Annotated in this window: 15 protein-coding genes, 2 pseudogenes and 1 riboswitch; of the genes and pseudogenes, 9 read left to right on the top strand and 8 right to left on the bottom strand. The window is 73.6% G+C overall.

What is annotated here, in order from left to right:
• Positions 1-37: 37 nt before the first annotated feature.
• The 3 genes from MicB006_RS08830 to MicB006_RS08840 form a co-directional block, all read right to left on the bottom strand.
• On the bottom strand, positions 38-1,042 hold the full coding sequence (locus MicB006_RS08830; protein ID WP_073829118.1) for an inorganic phosphate transporter: 1,005 nt from the start codon (positions 1,040-1,042) through the stop codon (positions 38-40).
• Between the two features lie 4 nt (positions 1,043-1,046).
• Positions 1,047-1,673, bottom strand: a complete 627-nt coding sequence (locus MicB006_RS08835; RefSeq protein ID WP_030504473.1) for a DUF47 domain-containing protein — start codon at positions 1,671-1,673, stop codon at positions 1,047-1,049.
• 149 nt (positions 1,674-1,822) lie between these two features.
• Positions 1,823-2,773: a PPK2 family polyphosphate kinase gene (locus tag MicB006_RS08840; protein ID WP_116505156.1), complete on the bottom strand. Its 951-nt coding sequence runs from the start codon at positions 2,771-2,773 to the stop codon at positions 1,823-1,825.
• A gap of 158 nt (positions 2,774-2,931) precedes the next feature.
• Here MicB006_RS08840 and sigJ point away from each other — a divergent pair, with 158 nt between their 5' ends.
• The gene (sigJ, locus tag MicB006_RS08845; protein ID WP_116505158.1) at positions 2,932-3,885 is read left to right on the top strand and encodes an RNA polymerase sigma factor SigJ; all 954 of its coding nucleotides are present in this window, start codon (positions 2,932-2,934) and stop codon (positions 3,883-3,885) included.
• Between the two features lie 6 nt (positions 3,886-3,891).
• On the opposite strand, the gene MicB006_RS08850 is transcribed toward sigJ, so the two are convergent.
• Complete coding sequence (locus tag MicB006_RS08850; RefSeq protein ID WP_073829121.1) at positions 3,892-4,398, bottom strand: DUF402 domain-containing protein; 507 nt, start codon at positions 4,396-4,398, stop codon at positions 3,892-3,894.
• Positions 4,399-4,522: 124 nt separating this feature from the next.
• On the opposite strand from MicB006_RS08850, the pseudogene MicB006_RS32735 reads away from it, so the two are divergent.
• Together MicB006_RS32735 and MicB006_RS32740 are read left to right on the top strand one after the other, a co-directional pair.
• Positions 4,523-5,869 (top strand): annotated as a pseudogene (locus MicB006_RS32735) (ATP-dependent DNA helicase); the annotation flags it as partial.
• Between the two features lie 111 nt (positions 5,870-5,980).
• Positions 5,981-6,667, top strand: a pseudogene (locus tag MicB006_RS32740) (ATP-dependent DNA helicase); the annotation flags it as partial.
• Positions 6,668-6,718: 51 nt separating this feature from the next.
• Here MicB006_RS32740 and MicB006_RS08860 read toward each other — a convergent pair.
• Positions 6,719-8,017 (bottom strand): AI-2E family transporter, encoded by a 1,299-nt coding sequence (locus MicB006_RS08860; protein ID WP_073829350.1) that lies wholly within the window; start codon positions 8,015-8,017, stop codon positions 6,719-6,721.
• A 153-nt stretch (positions 8,018-8,170) separates the two neighbouring features.
• On the opposite strand from MicB006_RS08860, the gene MicB006_RS08865 reads away from it, so the two are divergent.
• The 3 genes from MicB006_RS08865 (at position 8,171) to MicB006_RS31965 (ending at position 10,084) form a co-directional block, all read left to right on the top strand.
• The gene (locus MicB006_RS08865; RefSeq protein WP_073829123.1) at positions 8,171-8,518 is read left to right on the top strand and encodes a co-chaperone GroES; all 348 of its coding nucleotides are present in this window, start codon (positions 8,171-8,173) and stop codon (positions 8,516-8,518) included.
• A gap of 254 nt (positions 8,519-8,772) precedes the next feature.
• Positions 8,773-9,828, top strand: coding sequence for an IS110 family transposase (locus MicB006_RS08870; RefSeq protein WP_116505163.1), 1,056 nt, complete (start codon positions 8,773-8,775; stop codon positions 9,826-9,828).
• An 88-nt stretch (positions 9,829-9,916) separates the two neighbouring features.
• Positions 9,917-10,084, top strand: a complete 168-nt coding sequence (locus MicB006_RS31965; protein WP_167796936.1) for a hypothetical protein — start codon at positions 9,917-9,919, stop codon at positions 10,082-10,084.
• 3 nt (positions 10,085-10,087) lie between these two features.
• Here the strand turns inward: MicB006_RS31965 and MicB006_RS08875 are convergent, their stop codons facing one another.
• On the bottom strand, positions 10,088-11,629 hold the full coding sequence (locus tag MicB006_RS08875) for a PrsW family intramembrane metalloprotease (RefSeq protein WP_192900208.1): 1,542 nt from the start codon (positions 11,627-11,629) through the stop codon (positions 10,088-10,090).
• Between the two features lie 23 nt (positions 11,630-11,652).
• Positions 11,653-11,775: riboswitch (SAM riboswitch) on the top strand.
• 47 nt (positions 11,776-11,822) lie between these two features.
• Here MicB006_RS08875 and MicB006_RS08880 point away from each other — a divergent pair.
• Complete coding sequence (locus tag MicB006_RS08880; protein ID WP_116505165.1) at positions 11,823-13,085, top strand: aminotransferase class V-fold PLP-dependent enzyme; 1,263 nt, start codon at positions 11,823-11,825, stop codon at positions 13,083-13,085.
• A gap of 402 nt (positions 13,086-13,487) precedes the next feature.
• Here MicB006_RS08880 and MicB006_RS08885 read toward each other — a convergent pair whose 3' ends face one another.
• Positions 13,488-14,747 (bottom strand): aromatic acid exporter family protein, encoded by a 1,260-nt coding sequence (locus MicB006_RS08885; RefSeq protein WP_116505167.1) that lies wholly within the window; start codon positions 14,745-14,747, stop codon positions 13,488-13,490.
• A 69-nt stretch (positions 14,748-14,816) separates the two neighbouring features.
• Between MicB006_RS08885 and MicB006_RS08890 the strand changes: the two genes are divergently transcribed.
• Positions 14,817-15,452: a metal-dependent phosphohydrolase gene (locus MicB006_RS08890; protein ID WP_116505169.1), complete on the top strand. Its 636-nt coding sequence runs from the start codon at positions 14,817-14,819 to the stop codon at positions 15,450-15,452.
• Here MicB006_RS08890 and MicB006_RS08895 read toward each other — a convergent pair.
• Positions 15,378-15,710, bottom strand: coding sequence for a DUF4031 domain-containing protein (locus tag MicB006_RS08895; RefSeq protein WP_116505171.1), 333 nt, complete (start codon positions 15,708-15,710; stop codon positions 15,378-15,380). The genes MicB006_RS08890 and MicB006_RS08895 overlap by 75 nt on opposite strands.
• A 33-nt stretch (positions 15,711-15,743) precedes the next feature.
• Between MicB006_RS08895 and MicB006_RS08900 the strand changes: the two genes are divergently transcribed.
• The gene (locus MicB006_RS08900; RefSeq protein WP_116505173.1) at positions 15,744-17,144 is read left to right on the top strand and encodes an FAD-binding oxidoreductase; all 1,401 of its coding nucleotides are present in this window, start codon (positions 15,744-15,746) and stop codon (positions 17,142-17,144) included.
• The last annotated feature ends 1 nt before the right edge of the window (position 17,145 follow it).

The raw sequence follows: 17,145 nt of genomic DNA on the forward strand, positions 1-17,145 counted from the left end.
CCCCGCCACGGCGGGGAACCCCTCGACGTCAGCCCACTCAGAACAGGGGGCGGACCAGCAGGTACGCGAGGCAGGCGATCGCGGCGGCGGCCGGGAACGTGATGATCCAGGCGATCACGATGTTGCCGGCCACGTTCCAGCGCACCGCGGAGAGCCGTTTCGTCGAGCCCACACCCATGATCGCCGAGGTGATCGTGTGGGTGGTGGAGATCGGCGCCTTGAGCACCAGCGCGTTGAAGTAGAGCACCGCACTGGCCACGGTCTCGGCCGCGAAGCCCTCCGCCGGGCCGAGGTCGATGATCTTCCGGCCGAGCGTCCGGATGATCCGCCAGCCACCCGCGTACGTGCCGGCGGCCAGCATCGCGGCGGAGGTCCAGAAGACCCAGCCCGGGATGTGGGTCTTGCTCTCCTGGAAGCCGCCGGTGTAGAGCGCCAGCACGATGATGCCCATGGTCTTGGCGGCGTCCTGCATGCCGTGGCCGACCGACATGGCGGCGGCGGACGCGGTCTGCGCCCAGCGGAAGCCGCGGCTGAGCTTGCCGGGCTGCCCCTTCCGGAAAAGCCACATGATCGCCAGCATCACCAGGAAGCCGAGCACCAGGCCGACCACCGGCGAGAGCACCATCGGGATGAGGACCTTCTCGATGATGGTGCCCCACTGGACGATGCCGTCGGCGGCGAACAGGGTCGCGCCGACCAGGCCGCCGAAGAGGGCGTGCGACGAGGAGGACGGCAGGCCGAAGTACCAGGTGATCAGGTTCCAGATGATCGCGCCCAGCACGCCGGCGAAGACCACCCCCAGGCTCTCCACCCCGGTCGGCAATGTCACCAGGCCGTCGCCGACCGTCTTGGCCACGCCGGCGCCGAAGTGCGCGCCGATGAAGTTGCCGACTGCCGCCAGCGCCAAGGCGATCCGGGGGGTCAGCGCCCGGGTCGAGATGCTGGTGGCGATCGCGTTTGCCGCGTCGTGGAAGCCGTTCGTGTAGTCGAACGCCATGGCGACCGCGATCACCGCCAGCACGGCGATGAGTTCGGGACTCACTGGATCAGGACTCCTTGACCGCGATGGTCTCGACGGTGTTGGCCACGTGCTCGAAGGCGTCGCAGGCGGCCTCCAGCTCGTCGGCCACCTCCTTCATCTTCAGCACCGTGAGCGCGTCGTACTCACCGGAGAAGAGGCGTACCAGCAGCATCCGGTACGCCTGGTCGCCGTCGTTCTCGAGCCGGTTGCACTCGATCCAGTAGTCCTCGAGGTCCTTCATCGACTTCAGCCGGGGCATCGCCTCGGCGGTGAGCTTGGCCTGCAGGTCGAGCACGTTCACCAGCTCGTGCAGCTCGCGCGGAAGCGACGGGAGCTTGGTCAGGCCGTACAGGTAGAGCAGGTTGCCGACCGCCTCCAGGTGGTCCATCACGTCGTCGAGCAGCGAGCCGAGCCGGTAGATGTCCTCCCGGTCGAACGGCGTGATGAAGGTGGAGTTGATCTTCTTGTACAGCTCGTGCGTGATCTGGTCGCTGTCGTGCTCGATGTCGGTCAGCCGCTCGCTGATCGACTGCACGTCGGCGCCGGGCAGACCCAGCTCGTTGAGCAGGTCGGTCCCCTTCACCAGGTTCTGCGCGGCCCTGGTGAAGAGCTCGTAGAAGGCGCCCTCGGTGGGACGGAAGGAAAACTTCACAGCACGGACCTCGTCGTGTCGGTGGAAGGGTGGCCGTCGCCGCCCGGGCGTCTGCATTGCGCATGCTAGGGATCGCGTCCAGGCGGCTTTCGATCGGCCCACCCCTGGTCAAGCCCGATTCACCGGTCGTTCACCTTCCGTTCACCTGATCACCCGCTGAGCTGACTCCGTAACCGGTCACGCTCCCGATCAACGTCGAAATCGGCAGCCGGATACCCCAGATGCAACCCCTCGAACGTCTCGCGCAGCAGGTGGGCCACCGCCCAGTCCCGGTACCACTTGCGGTCCGCCGGGACCACGAACCAGGGCGCGTCGTCGCTGCCGCAACGCTCGATCGCCTCGGCGTACGCCGCCTGATAGTCGTCCCATCGTGCCCGGGTGTCCAGGTCACTGGGGTTGTACTTCCAGAACTTCGTCGGGTCGGTCAGCCGCTCCATCAGCCGCTCGCCCTGCTCGGCGTACGAGATGTGCAGCATGACTTTGATCACCGTCACCGCCTGCTCGGCCAGTTCCCGCTCGAAGTCGTTGATGATCGCGTACCGGGACCGCCAGGTCGCCTCGTCGACCAGCCCCTCGACCCGGGCGATCAGCACGTCCTCGTAGTGCGAGCGGTTGAACACGCCCACGTACCCGGGCGGCGGGAGCGCCCGCCGTACCCGCCACAGGAAGTCGTGCCGCAACTCCTCCTCGGTCGGCGGCCCGAACGAGCGGATGTGCAGCCCCAGCGGGTTCATCGCGCCGGCCACCCGCTTCACGGCGCCGTCCTTGCCGCCGCAGTCCATCGCCTGGAGCACCAGCAGCACCCGGCGCGGCCGGCCCGCACCCAGCCCTCCGCCCGCCTGGGCCGGCGCGCTCGTGGCGCTGCCCGGACCGGCGGCGCCCTGCGCCGAGGCGTACAGCATCTCCTGCTGCCGCCCCAGTTCCGCGCCGACCATCTCGACCTGGGCCCGCGCCCACTCCTTGCGCGCGGGTCCGCGCCCGGCCGCCGCCGGCAGCCCGGGCGTCGACCGGGGGTCGATGGCCGCCAGGTCCACCGGCCCCGGCCCCACCCGCAGCAGTTCCCGCATCGGCCCGCCCTCGGGCCACACCACCTCACTCATCCCCCGATCCTCACCCCCGGAGCCCTTTCCCGCCCGCCCCATCCCGCCGATCTTGCAGTTGCGGCCCCTTGCGCGTCCGGAAAGCGGCGTTTGCCGGGGCAGCAACTGCAAGATCGGCGAGGGTAGGCGGCGGGGCGCCGGGGCGGGAGAATGGGGGGGTGGATGAACTTACGGGGGAGTTCGAAGCGGAACGGGGGCATCTGCTGGCTGTCGCGCGGCGGATGCTCGGCAGCCGCAGCGAGGCCGAGGACGCGGTGCAGGAGACCTGGCTGCGCTTCTCCGGCGCGCTGAGCGACCCCGAGCAGCGCGCCCGCGTACGCGATCTGCGCGGCTGGCTCGTCACCACCTGCTCACGGATCTGCCTGGACGTGCTCCGCTCCGCCCGGGTGCGCCGGGAGGCGTACCCGGGTCAGTGGCTCCCCGAGCCGGTGGTGACCACCGTGCCGGCGGCGGACGGGTTCGCGCCCGACCCGGCCGAACGGGCGGTACGGGCCGACCAGCTCGGCACCGCGCTGCTGGTGGTGCTGGAACGGCTGACGCCGGAGCAGCGGGTGGCGTTCGTGCTGCACGACGTGTTCGCGGTGCCGTTCGCCGACGTGGCGGACGTCCTCGCGGTCACGCCGGAGGCGGCGCGTCAGCTCGCGTCGCGGGCCCGGCGGGCGGTACACGCGCCGGATGCCCCCCGGCACAGCGCGGACCTCGCCGAGCAGCGGCGGGTGCTCGACGCGTTCGCCGCGGCGGTGGAGTCCGGTGAGCTGGAGCAGCTGGTCCGCGTACTCGCCCCGGACGTGGTGTCGATCGGCGACGCGGGCGGTCACTTCCCGGCCGGGCGGCGGCCGGTGGTCGGCGTCGAGTCGGTCGGCCGCCTGCTGCTCGGCCTCTACGGCCAGGCCCAGCGGCGCGGCGGCCTGCGCGGACGGCCGGTGCTGGTGGACGGGACGCTGGGATGGCAGTCGGAGTTCTTCCACCGCGACGGGCGACCCGTCCGGATGGTCACCTCGTTCGCCGTCCACGAGGGGCGGATCACCGGCGTGTTCAACCAGCTCAACCCGGCCAAGGTCGGCGAGCTGCCGCCGCTGGGCCCGGAGGCCCTCTGGCCGCCGCGCTGGTGAGCCGGCTCAGACCACCAGCGCCAGCCACTTCCGGTACGACGTGGCGAACGGCTCGGTGCCGTCGCCGAGCGCGCCGAGCAGCCAGCGGGCAGCCGCCTCGGCCTCGGTGACCACGTCGTCCGGGTAGCCAAAGCGGGAGCGGTGCTCGGCGAACTCGTCCTCGTCGCGCAGCTCGACCAGGGCGGTCTCGCGGCGGCGCACCACGTCCAGGTCGAGGTCGATCAGGTGGACGGTCTCCGCACCCTCCCAGCGGGCCGGGGTGGCGATGTCGCAGTAGACCTCGCTGGTGCGCGGCGGCGGGTTGAACATGCCGGTCCACCAGGCGTGGTGGGGCACCAGCAGGACGAACGGGATCTGCTCGACCGAGGGGCGGCCGTGGTAGACGGATTCGGTGCCGGCGGGCACGCCGAGCCAGACGCCGAGATCGTCCTCGGCGAGCCGACGGGCCGGGTAGTCGCGGTGGGCGCTGCCGTCGTACTTGCGGTAGATCACGCGGACCACGTCGCTCGGCATGCCTGGCACCCTAACCGATTCCGGCCACGCCACGCGATCGGGAGGTAACCGGACGCGACCCGCCGGTCCGCCACGCCGCCGGAGCGACCGGACCCCCGTCGGTGCCGGCGGGTACGGTCGCACGGTGACCCCGTCCCGCACCGCCACCGGCCCGGCCGTCCCGAAGAAGCGCCGCGGTGGCCGCGCCGGTGCGGGAGAGTTGCTGACCGCCGCTGTGGGCGCGGTTCCGGGCGGCGCGGCCCGGCCGGGTCAGCAGCAGATGGCCGAGGCGATCGAGCGCAGCATCGCCTCCGGCGAGCACCTGCTGGTGCAGGCCGGCACCGGCACCGGCAAGTCCCTGGCGTACCTGGCCCCGGCGTTGACGGTGGACGGCCCGGTGGTGGTCTCCACCGCCACGCTGGCGTTGCAGTCCCAGCTCGTCGAGCACGACCTGCCGAGGCTGGCCGACGCGGTCGAGCCGGTGCTGGGCCGTCGCCCCACCTTCGCCGTGCTGAAGGGGCGCCACCACTACCTGTGCCTGGCCCGGCTGGACAGCTCGGTCGAGGACGAGCCGGACGACGCGCTGTTCGACGCGCCGCGGTCCGGCAACGGCGGCACCAAGTGGCTCGGCGAGGCGGGCCGCCTGGGCAAGCAGGTGCAGCGGCTGCGCGACTGGGCCGAGGAGACGGCCACCGGCGACCGCGACGAGCTGGACCCGGGCGTGGACGACCAGGTGTGGCGCAGCGTCTCCATGCCGGCCCGGGAGTGCGTGGGAGCCAGCCGCTGCCCGTTCGGGCCGGAGTGCTTCGCCGAGGCGTCCCGGGCCCGCGCCCGCGAGGCCGACATCGTGGTGACCAACCACAGCCTGCTCGCCGTCGACATGCTCGCCGGCCGGCACATCGTGCCGCCGCACAAGCTGCTCGTGGTGGACGAGGCGCACGAGCTGGCCGACCGGGTCTCCTCGGCGGCCCAGGCCGAGCTGGTGCCGGAGCTGATCGACAGGTCGACCCGCCGGGCCCGGCCGCTGCTGCGCCCGGATCTGGCCGAGCGGCTCACCGAGGCCGGGGACGCGCTCGCCGTGGGGCTGGCCGAGGCGCCCGCCGGGCGGCTCACCGCCGGCCTGCCGCCCGCGCTGCGGGAGGCGTGCACGCTGCTGGACTCGGCCACCCGGGCCGCGCTGGAGGCGATCGGCGACGTGAAGTCCGACGACCCCGACCCGGTACGCAAGCAGCAGGCCAAGGCCGTGCTGGACGAGCTGTCCACCACCGCCCAGCGGCTGCTGGAGGAGGCCGACCACGATGTCGCCTGGGTCGAGAAGCCGGACAACGGCAGCCGCCGGGCGCTGGTGGTCGCGCCGCTGTCGGTGGCGGGCACGCTCGCCACCCACCTGTACGACGAGCGCACAGTGGTCGCCACCTCGGCGACGCTGGCGCTGGGCGGTCGCTTCGACACGGTGGCCCGGGCGCTGGGGCTGGACGCGCCGCCGCCCGCCCCGCCGTCCCCGGCCGCCGCCGCGATCGCCACCGCCGCCGCCGCGGGCCGCCCCCCGGTCACGCCGCCGGTGGCCGCCACCGAGGGCAGCCGCGCGGCGATCGGCACCGTGCCGGCCACCGAAGGGCCGGGCTGGAGCTCGCTCGACGTCGGCTCGCCGTTCGACTACGCCCGGCAGGGCATCCTGTACGTGGCAGCGCACCTGCCGCGCCCCAGCGTCTCCGGGCTGCCCGGCCCGGCCGGTGAGGAGCTGCTGGCGCTGGTCGGGGCGCTCGGTGGTCGTACCCTCGGGCTCTTCTCGTCGCGGCGGGCCGCGCAGCAGGCGGCGGAGCTGCTCCGCGCGCGGACCGACCTGCCCGTGCTGCTCCAGGGCGAGGAGGCGCTGCCGCTGCTGGTCCGCCGGTTCCGCCAGGAGCGGGAGAGCTGCCTGTTCGGGGTGATGTCGCTCTGGCAGGGCGTGGACGTGCCGGGTGACGCCTGCCAGCTCGTGGTGATCGACAGGTTGCCGTTCCCTCGGCCGGACGAGCCGCTCGCCGCGGCGCGCGCGGCGGCGGTGGACGCCGGTGGCGGCTCCGGTTTCGCGGCGGTGAGCGTGCCGATCGCGGCGGTCCGGCTGGCCCAGGGCGTCGGCCGGCTGATCCGGGCCACCGGCGACCGGGGTGTGGTGGCGGTGCTCGACTCGCGGCTGGAGACGGCGCGCGGGTACGGCCCGTTCCTGCGCCGCTCGCTGCCGCCGTTCTGGTACACCACCCGGCCCGAGGTGGCTCGGGGCGCGCTGGAACGGCTCGCCAAGAGCTGACGCCCGCGCCTCCCCGGACGGGGCGACGCGGGCGTCAAGGGGTCTTACCGGTCAGGGCGCCTGGGAGGCGACCACCACCGCGTCCGGCGGGGTGTCCGGCACGGTACGCGCGGCGAGCCGCCGGACCGCGGTGTTGAGCACGGCGATCAGCGGCACCGCGACGAGCGCGCCGGCGATGCCGGCGAGCACCACGCCGGCGGCGATGCCGATGATCACGGCGAGCGGGTGGATGGCCACCGCCCGGCCCATGATCAGCGGCTGGAGCACGTGGCCCTCGACCTGCTGCACACCGACCACCGCGCCGAGGATGATCAGCGCGGTCACCGGGCCGCTGTCGACGAGCGCCACCAACACGGCCACCACGCCGGACAGGAACGCGCCGACGATCGGGATGAACGCGCCCAGGAAGACCAGCGCGGCCAGCGGGAACGCGAACGGGATGTCGAAGAGCACCAGGAAGATGCCGATGCCGACCGCGTCGATGAAGGCGACCAGGACGGTGGCCCGCACGTAGGCGCCGAGCGTCGCCCACGACGCGCGCCCGGCGTCGTCGACCTTCCACCGCGCCGCGACCGGCAGCAGCCGGACCAGGAACCGCCAGATGTTGTTGCCGTCGCGCAGGAAGAAGAACGTGGCGAAGAGCACGAGCACGGCGCCGGTGAGCACCTCGGCCAGCGTGGCGGCGGTGCTGAGCGCGCCGCTGGTGAACCGCTCGGTGTTGCCGTTGATCCAGTTCTGCGCCTCGTCGATGTAGCGGTCGAGCTGGCTGTCGGACAGGTGCAGCGGCCCGGTCTTGAACCAGTCCTGGATCTGCCGGACGCCCTCGGAGGACTTCTCGCTCAGCTTCGGCACGCCCTTGATGAACTCGTTCACCACGAGCGTGAGCGTGCCGACCACCGCGGCCAGCCCGCCGACGAGCACCACGGCGGTCGCGAGCGAGCGGGGCAGCCGGGCCCGGAGCAGCCAGCCGACCGCCGGGGCGAGCAGCGCGGAGAGCAGCAGCGCGACGGTCAGCGGGATGATCACGATGCTGATCGTCCCGACGATCTTGAGCAGGGCCCAGGTGACGATGCCGATCACGATCAGCCGCCAGCACCACGCGGCGGCGATGCGCAGCGCGTGCGGCACCTCGGTGTCGTCCCGGCTGACGGTCGAGGAGTGCATCGCGGCCGGCGGCTCGACGCCCACCACCGTCGCCTCCGGCGCCGCTGACGGTCCCGGTGCGGCGGGCGAGGCCACGCCCGCCTCCCCCGGCGCCGCTTCCGGGTCGGTCCGACGGGTCCGGGCGGTCTCCCGGCCCGACTCGTACGCGCGGCGGAGCCGTCCGCGCATCCGCTCGAAGCGGCTCAAGCGCACCTCCGGCAAGTTGGCCCCACCACGTCGCAGGGGGCACAGGATACGTCTGCTCGCCCCACCCTAGGGCGACTCGGCCACACATTGCCCGCCCGGCGCTCCCGCCAACCACGGCGGGATCGACAGTCGGGCACGCGGTAGCGTCTTCGCGTGACCGCCGACCAGAGTCTCGACGCCGGGCTGCCGATCCGCCTGCTGCACGACCGCGTGCTGGTACGCACCGAGGGCGCCGAGGGCGAACGCCGTTCCACCGCCGGCATCGTGATCCCCGCGACCGCCGCCGTGGGCAAGCGGCTGGCCTGGGCCACAGCGGTCGGCGTCGGGCCGCACGTCCGCTCGATCGTGGCCGGCGACCGGGTGCTCTTCGACCCGGACGACCGCTCCGAGGTCGAGCTGCACGGGCGGGCGTACGTGCTCCTGCGCGAGCGGGACGTGCACGCCGTGGCGGCCGAGCGGGTGGAGACCACCGCCGCCGGTTCCACAGGTCTCTACCTCTAGCCCGGCTCTCTACCTCTGACAGTGATGATGTGGGAGCGGGTCACCCGGCCGGTCTGACTCACCCTCTGACTGACCTTGGGTGTCTTCTAGGGGATTCGTCGGCTTGTCCGGGTGACCCGTTCCTGCACTCACCTGCTGGGCGTTCGTGACCTGATAGGAGCCTGTGCAAGAGGTCCCGTCACTGTCCTGTCCGCCCGTCCCGGCGGTGCGTGCCGACCCTGTTCGGTGCAAGCGAAAGGGACGACGGTTTCAGCATGGCAGCCAAGAAGCGTCAGGTCACAGGCGGCGTCGACACTCACGGCAAAACTCATCACGCCGCCGCCATCGATGGTGCCGGCCGGGTACTGGGCGACCAGGAATTTCCCGCTTCGGCGTCGGGCTACCGGCAACTCCTGGCCTGGCTACGCCGGTTCGGTCAGGTGATCAAGGTCGGGGTGGAGGGCACCGGCACCTACGGCGCGGGCTTGGCCCGCCATCTCACCGCGCAGAGCGTCACGGTGGTCGAGGTCGACCGCCCGGACCGGCGCGCCCGCCGCGCCAAGGGCAAGTCCGATCCTCTCGACGCGCTTGCCGCGGCCAGGGCGGCCCTGTCCGGACAGGCCAGCGGCACCCCGAAGACCCGCACTGGCCCGGTCGAGGCCATCCGCGCTCTGCGGGTGGCCCGCCGCGGCGCGATGAAGGCCCGCACCGCCGCGCTCAACCAGCTCCACGGTCTGCTCGCCTCCGCGCCGGAGTCTCTGCGCCACGACCTCAGCCACCCGCAAGCACCACTGGTCGACCGGTGCGCCGCGCTAATCGTCGACGAGACCCGACTCACCGATCCCGTCGAGGCCACCAAAGCCGCCCTGGCCGCCATCGCCGCCCGGATCCAGGCCCTGACCGCCGAGATCACCCACGCCGACCGGCGACTACGACCCGCCGTCGCCCGCACCGCCCCACACCTGAACGCCGTCCACGGCGTCGGCACCGACGTCGCCGGTCAACTCCTGACCACCGCCGGCGACAACCCCGACCGGCTGCGCTCCGAAGCCGCCCTGGCCCACCTCTGCGGCGCCGCACCCATCCCCGCCAGCTCAGGACGCACCGACCGACACCGCCTCAACCGAGGCGGCGACAGAGCCGCCAACTCAGCCCTGCACACCATCGCCCTGGTCCGCATGCGCCACGACCCCCGCACCCGCGCCTACGTCGACAAACGCACCAAACAAGGACTCAACAAGAAAGAAATCATGCGCTGCCTCAAGCGCTACATCGTCCGCGAGATCCACACCGCCCTCCTCGCCGACTTCACCACCCTCAACACCGCTTGACTTCTATAGGAGCATCCCGGCACCGGCGCCGTTTGCGGCGCTGCCCGGCGGGAAGCCCAGGCACCTGAGCGCCCTGGGGAGGGACACCATGCCGGTAGTGATCAAGAAGATCCTCGCCTGGGGATTCCTCGCGTTCCTGATCTACTTCATGGCGTTCCGTCCGGACGGGGCCGCGCAGGTGTTCAAGGGGATCGGGGCAGCGCTCATGGCCATCGCCCAGGGGCTCGGCGACTTCCTGACCGGCCTGATGAGCTGACGTTCAGCGCCCCGGGTGCCAGGGCGCGCCGGGGTCGTGCCAGCCACCCGGACCGTGCCAGCCGCCCTGGCCGTGACCGCTCGGGCCATGACTACCCGGACCGTAGCCGCCCGGGCCGTAGCCACCCGGCGGGAACGCGGGCGGCGCGGTGAGCACCACCGGGATCGGCACCACCGGGTCGTCCGGCGCCTCCACCGGGCGCTGCGAGCCGTCCGGGAACCGCAGGTGGTAGCGCTGACCGTCCCAGAGGCCGACCGGCGCCTGCGGGTCACGACCGACGAAGAACGACCGGTACGCGGAGATCGCCTCCAGCAGCTCCCGTTCCTCCCTCGCTGTCCGTTCCTGCTCGGCGGGCTTGCGGTCCAGTCCCCGGCGCATCCCGTCGCGCAGCAGCGCGAGCCGGGTCGCGGCGAACTGGTAACCACGCATCGCCTTCACGCCGCCGTCACCGGCGACCCGCCGCGCCCAGGTACGCGCCGCGTGCCGCCGGCCCAGGCTGCCCAGCGCGGCCACCTCCGGCGGGGTGAGCCAGCCCGCCCGGACGTAGTCGGGCAGCGTGCGCTCGGTGAGCCGGCCCTCCCAGGCGCGCAGCCAGATCGCCAGCCCCACCATGGCGAAGAAGATCGGCACCATCACCCCGATGTACCCGTAGAGCACGATCACCGTCTGCCCGGTGGCCTGGGCCAGCGAGGGCAGCAGGTTCCAGGTGCCGTGCAGGATCATCGCCAGCAGCAGGCCGGCGAGCGGGGCGAGGATCCGCACCCGCCGGTCGGCGGTACGCGCCGCGACGCCCAGCCCGACGCCGGTCATCGAGGTGAACAGCGGGTGGGCGAAGCCGAACAGCAGGATCCGGACGATGAAGATCGCGATCACCTGCTGCGCGCCGGTGGCCGGGCCGTACTGCTCCACGCCGGTGCGGTAGCCGTACCCGCCCAGGTAGAGGATGTTCTCGACCATGGCGAAGCCGACCGCGGAGAGCCCGCAGTAGACCAGGCCGTCGGTGATCCCGGAGAACTCCCGGCGCCGGAAGATCAGCACCAGGAGCGGGCCGGCCGCCTTTGTCAGCTCCTCGATGAACGGGGCGACGAGCACCGCTGTGAGCGCGGCCGGCAGCCCCCAGTCGTCGAACAGCCGCGCGCCGGTCTCGTTCACCAGCAGTGAGATCGCGGTGGAGACGAAGGCGCCCCACGCGAAGCAGAAGATCAGATACTTCAGCGGCTCCGGCTCGTAGCGGTCGAGCCACAGGAAGCAGGAGACCAGGACCGGCACCGGCAGGATCGCCGCGATCAACCCCACCAGCAGCGCCTCGGCGCCGAGGCTCTCGCCCAGCGTGAAGACCATGAACAACGCGCCGGCCGCGATCAGCAGCACCACGCCGGCCAGTGCGAGGAAGCGCCGCCAGCCGAGCCGGCGCAGCGGCATCCGGGGCGTCGGCGCCCCCGGCGGCGGGGCGGCGGGCGCGGGCGGCGGCGGCAGGGCTCCGCCGGGCGGGGTGTCGGCCATGCGGTCAGCGTAGTCACCCGCGACCCACTGGTCCGGGTTCATCGCTGCGGCTATGCTCCCGGACAGGTCACGAGCGCCAGCGTCAAGCCCCGGCTTGCTGGCCGGCAACCCTCGTCGAGGTTCGCGGTGGGGTGCCCCGGGTGATGACCGGGCCCAGCGCCGCTCCGCGTGCTGGGCAAGCGCGGACCCCGTCCCGGCACCACCCGGGGTCCACCTGTGACCCGGAGGATCCGGCATGACCCTCACTCTCGTACCCCCGTCACCAGTGCTGCCCGCGCCGGTCCGGCCCGACCCGCTCGGCGTGCTCGGCGTACCGGGGGAGATCAACCTGGACCACGCCGCCAGCGCGCCGTGCGCGCGGGCCGCGGCCGACGCGGTGGCCGGGCTTCTTCCCTGGTACGCGAGCGTGCATCGCGGCGCGGGCGCGCTGTCCCGGCGCTGCACGCTCGCCTACGAGCGGGCCCGGCAGACCGTCGGGGACTTCCTCGGCGCCCGCCCCGACGACCACGTGATCTTCACGCGGAACACCACAGACGCGCTGAACCTGCTGGCCCGGGCGCTGCCGCCGGGCACCACAGTGATCACGTTCGGCGGCGAGCACCACGCCAACCTGCTGCCCTGGCCGCGCGGCTCGGTACGCCTGCCGGTGCCGGACAGCCCGGCCGGCGCGGTCCGGTCCCTCGCGGCGGCGCTGGGCGAGCTGGCCCGCGACGCCCGGCCCGGCCTGCCGGTGCTGGTCGCGGTCACCGGCGCCGGCAACGTGACGGGCGAGTGCTGGCCGGTCGCCGAGCTGGCCCGCATCGCCCACCGGCACGGCGCCCGCGTCCTGGTCGACGCCGCGCAACTCGCCCCGCATGCCCCGGTCGACCTGGCCGCACTGAACGTGGACTACGTGGCGTTGTCCGGCCACAAGCTGTACGCCCCGTTCGGCGCGGGCGTGCTCGCCGGACGGGCGGACTGGCTGGACGCGGCCCCGCCGTACCTGGCCGGAGGCGGCGCCACCAGCCACGTCGGCGCCGCCACCCACGAGGTGCGGTGGACCGTCGGCCCGGCCCGGCACGAGGCCGGCACCCCGAACCTGCTCGGCGCGGTGGCGCTGGCGGCGGTGTGCGCCGCGCTCGGCGAGGCCGACCGGCAGGCGCTGCACGTACGGGAGCAGGCGCTGCTGACCCGGCTGCGCCGCGGCCTGGCCACCCTGCCCGACGTGGTCGAGTTGCGCACGTTCGGCCCGGACGCGCCCCGGGTGGGCATCGTCAGCTTCGTGGTCGCCGGCCGGGACTCGGGCGAGGTGGCCGCGCACCTGGCGAGCCGGCACCGGATCGGGGTACGGGACGGCTTGTTCTGCGCCCACCCGTTGACCCGTCGCCTGCTGGCCGAAGCCGCCGCCCGTACCGGCCGGACCGACCTGCCGCCGACCGCCCTGCGCGCCAGCCTGGGCCTGGGTACGACAGAGGCGCAGGTGGACGCCCTCCTGACCGCCCTGTCCCACCTCCCCTGACCCGGCCCCACCGGCCCCACCTGTTCCGCGTCCCAGGACAGCCAGAGATCTTGGTACGAGGGCGCCCCGATGAGGGCGCTCCCGTACCAAGATCTCCACCCACACCCAGCCGACCCAGCCCCACCCCTCTCCCGACGCGGCGATCATGAAGTTGGCGGCCCCGGAAAGCGTTTTCCCGCCAGCAAACTTCATGATCAACCGGGCGACCGCGCCAGCTCGGCCCGGCCCGCCCGCCCCACCGCGCGACTGAGCCACGCCTGGCCCTGCCCGCCGTCAGGGCGCTCACCACCCCGCGCCCGGGGGCGGTGATCAAGGAGTTTGGGTCATGGTTGATCTCCGCTGGGGACGTTAACTCCTTGATCAACGCAGCAGGCCGCGGCACGGGCCGGTGGGGGCGGGGGGTCAGCCGATGGGAGGGGCTGTGGGTGGGTGGGCGGCGGGGTTGCGGTCGGTGGGTCCGCCGGTGCGGTGCTCCTTCTCGCCGAACGCCTGCCGGACCAGCCGGTTCGCCTCCTCCTGCTCGATCCCGGAGGCCACCAGCAGGTCACTCGCCGTGGTCCGCACCTGGGCGATCACCACGCTGCCGGAGAAGCCCACCCCCTCGGCGTACGCCCGGCCGGCCTCGCTCACCGCGCGCAGCGACCGTTCCCGGGCCTCCTCCGGCTCCTGTCCGGCGGCGAACTCCTGCCGGAGCAGGCGTACCGACTCGGCCAGGTGGCCGACCGCGTCCGGCATCGGCTCGGGGATGGGCTCCTCGTCCTCGATCATGGTGACGGAGCGGCGGATCAGCGTGCCGCTGTTGCGCATGGCCCGGTCGATCGGGTCGGCCGCCTCGGCGTAGTGGGTCAGCTCGCCGCGCCGGTGCCAGCGGGCCGGGGAGAGCGTGCTCGTCTCCTTGGCGCCCTCGATCGCCTCGGAGAGCGCGGCCAGTTCCTCCTTGTTCTCGCGCAGCCGCAGCAGCGCCTGCTGGGCCGCTTCCCGGTCCCGGCCGCGCAGCGCGTCGGCGGTGGCGTCGAGCTGGTCGGAGAGCAGGTCCAGCGCCGGCCGGGCAGCCCGGTTGATCACCCGTAGCGGGTTGAGCGGCAGCAGGATGGCGGTGACGAGCAGCGCGATGCCGCCGCCGAGGAGCGCGTCGACGAAGCGGGGGAACTCCAGGTTCTCGGTGGACGGGCTGAGCGTCACGATCAGCACCGCGGTGGCCGCCGCCTGGATGACGATGGCGACGCTCGCCCCGGCGAAGATGCTCAGCAGGATCGCCGAGGTCACCACGAGCGCGAGCTGCCACGCGCCGGTGCCGACGAAGTAGATGAGCGCGTCGCCGACGAGCACGCCGACGGCCACGCCGGCGATCAGCTCGACGGTGCGGCGGAACCGTTGCCCGACCGAGGCGGCGAGCGTGCCCACCGCGGAGATCGGGGCGAAGACCGGCTGCGGGTTCTTCAGCAGCCGGTGCGAGATCAGGTACGCCAGGCCGGCGGCGAGCCCGGCCTGCACCGCCAGGCCGAACGCGGTACGGACCCGGTGCATCCGGTCGTGCAGGGTCGCCTTGCTCCGGTGCCGCAACTCCTCCATCGCGGAGGCGATCCGCTGCCCGTCACGGTCGGCCTGCCCGTCACGCAGCTTTCCACGACGCAAGAACTGCAGACGTCCGTCCCGGCCCATGGCCGGTACTACCCGTACCGCCCCGGCTGAATCCCTCCGCCCTGGCCGGAGTGGGGCAGACTGCACCCGGTGGACGACCTGACGGCACGGTGGCGGGAGACGGCGCGGGCGGCGGGCGCGACGGATCCGGCGGCTGTCGACCGGGCCGGCGCCCGGCTGCTGGCGGGCTGGCGGGAGCCGCACCGGCGCTACCACGACGAGGCGCACCTGCGGGCGGTGCTCGACGTGGTCGACGCGTACGCCGGGCTGGCCCGCCACCCCGACGTGGTCCGGCTGGCGGCGTGGTGCCACGACGCGGTCTACGACCCGCGCGCGGCGGGTGACGCCAACGAGCGGGCCAGCGCCGACCTCGGCGGCGAGCTGCTGGCCGCCGCCGGGTTCCCGGCCGCGACGGTGACCGGGGTACGCCGCCTGGTGCTGCTCACCGCCGGTCACGCGGTCGGGCCGGACGACCCGGACGGCGCGCTGCTCTGCGACGCCGACCTGGCGGTGCTGGCGGCCCCGGCGGAGCGCTACGACAGGTACGCCGCCGCGATCCGCGCCGAGTACGCGCACGTGCCCGACCCGGACTTCCGCGCCGGCCGGTCGGCGGTGCTGCGGCACCTGCTCGCCCTGCCGGCGCTGTACCGGCTACCCGAGCCGCACGCCCGCTGGGAGTCCCGGGCCCGGGCCAACCTGTCCCGGGAGCTGGCCGCGCTCGCCTGAGAAGCGGTGCTTCGGGCGGCGCAGACCCGTGTCCCGCAGCAGCCGGACGATCTCCCGCGAGGGCACGACCGTGGCGCCGAGCCACACCGCGGCCCGGAACCGCTCGGCGGGCAGGTCGTAGTGGTCCCGGTCGAAGCCGCGGCGGGGCGCGCCGAGCATCTCCGCGAACACGTGCAGCTCGGCGTACGAGACGTCGCTGATCAGGTGCGACCAGAGCCGGCCGCGCCAGGGCACGGCGGGCGGGTCCAGGTAGAGCACGGCAACAGACGGTACGCCGGTAGCCTTCCCGGCATGGCCGCCCATCCCCTCCTCGACGACCTGCGGGCCGCGCTCGGCGACGCCGCCGTGCTGACCGATCCCGACCTGCTCGCCGGGCACGCCCGCGACGAGGCCGACCTGTGCGACTCGGGTATCCCGCTGGTGGTGGTCCGGCCCCGTGACACGGGGGACGTGGTGGCGGTGGTCCGGGCGGCCGGGCGGCACGGCGTACCCGTGGTGCCGCAGGGGGCGCGGACCGGGCTGGCCGGCGCGGCGAACGCGGTGGACGGCGCGGTGGTGGTGAGCACCGTGGCGATGGACCGGGTCCGGGAGATCGACCCGGTCGGCCGGATCGCCGTGGTGCAGCCCGGTGTGGTCAACGCGGCGCTCGCCCGCGCGGTGCGGGAGCAGGGCCTGTGGTACCCGCCGGACCCCGGCTCGTGGGAGTCGTCCACCGTCGGCGGCAACGTGGCCACGAACGCCGGTGGCATGTGCTGCGTGAAGTACGGCGTGACCGGCGAGTATGTGCTGGGCCTGGAGGTGGTGCTCGCCTCCGGCGAGGTGCTGCGCACCGGGCGGCGTACCGCGAAGGGGGTCGCCGGGTACGACCTGACCCGGCTCTTCGTCGGCTCGGAGGGCACGCTCGGCGTGATCACCGAGGTGACCGTGGCGTTGCGGCCGGCCCCGGAGGAGTCACTGACCCTGGTCGCGGTCTTCCCCACGGTGGCGACCGCCGGTGGCGCGGTCGCCGGGATCGCCGAGCGGGGTCTCACCCCGAGCCTGCTGGAACTGCTGGACCGGACCCATCTGCGTGCGATCGAGGCGTACCGGCCGATGGGTCTGCGCACTGACGCCGAGGCGCTGCTGCTGGCAGCGGTGGACACCGGCGCCCGGGCCGCCGACGACCTGGCCCGGCTCGCGGAGGTGTGCGCCGCGGCGGGCGCCGACGAGGTCTACGCGGCCAGTGACGCGACCGAGGCCGCGGCGCTGCTCCAGGCCCGGCGGCTGGCCCACCCGGCGATGGAGCGGTTCGCGGCGCAGACCTACCCCGGCGGCAACGGCGGTCTGGTCATCGACGACGTGGCGGTGCCGCGCGGCCGGCTGGCGGAACTGCTGGACGGGGTGGCCCGGATCGCCGAGGCGTGCCAGGTGCCGATCGGAGTGGTCGGTCACGCGGGCGATGGCAACATGCACCCGAACATCGTGGTCGACCGGGCCGACCCGGCCGCCCTGGCCCGGGGGCGGCGGGCCTTCGACGAGATCATGGCGCTCGGGCTGGAGTTGGGCGGCACCTGCACCGGGGAACACGGCGTGGGGCTGCTCAAGCGGGACTGGCTGGCCCGCGAGATCGGCCCGGTGGGCGTACGGGTGCACCAGGCGATCAAGGCGGCGCTGGACCCGGCGGGGTTGCTCAACCCCGGCAAGGTGATCTGAC

The organism is Micromonospora sp. B006, assembly GCF_003408515.1.
GTDB lineage: Bacteria > Actinomycetota > Actinomycetes > Mycobacteriales > Micromonosporaceae > Micromonospora > Micromonospora echinospora_A.

Excerpts from the sequence above, each read along its gene's own strand:
- MicB006_RS08840 (WP_116505156.1), bottom strand. The coding sequence starts at position 2,773 with ATGAGTGAGGTGGTGTGGCCCGAGGGCGGGCCGATGCGGGAACTGCTG.
- MicB006_RS08850 (WP_073829121.1), bottom strand. The coding sequence starts at position 4,398 with ATGCCGAGCGACGTGGTCCGCGTGATCTACCGCAAGTACGACGGCAGC.
- MicB006_RS08870 (WP_116505163.1), top strand. The coding sequence starts at position 8,773 with ATGGCAGCCAAGAAGCGTCAGGTCACAGGCGGCGTCGACACTCACGGC.
- MicB006_RS31965 (WP_167796936.1), top strand. The coding sequence starts at position 9,917 with ATGCCGGTAGTGATCAAGAAGATCCTCGCCTGGGGATTCCTCGCGTTC.
- MicB006_RS08875 (WP_192900208.1), bottom strand. The coding sequence starts at position 11,629 with ATGAACCCGGACCAGTGGGTCGCGGGTGACTACGCTGACCGCATGGCC.
- MicB006_RS08880 (WP_116505165.1), top strand. The coding sequence starts at position 11,823 with ATGACCCTCACTCTCGTACCCCCGTCACCAGTGCTGCCCGCGCCGGTC.
- MicB006_RS08885 (WP_116505167.1), bottom strand. The coding sequence starts at position 14,747 with ATGGGCCGGGACGGACGTCTGCAGTTCTTGCGTCGTGGAAAGCTGCGT.
- MicB006_RS08900 (WP_116505173.1), top strand. The coding sequence starts at position 15,744 with ATGGCCGCCCATCCCCTCCTCGACGACCTGCGGGCCGCGCTCGGCGAC.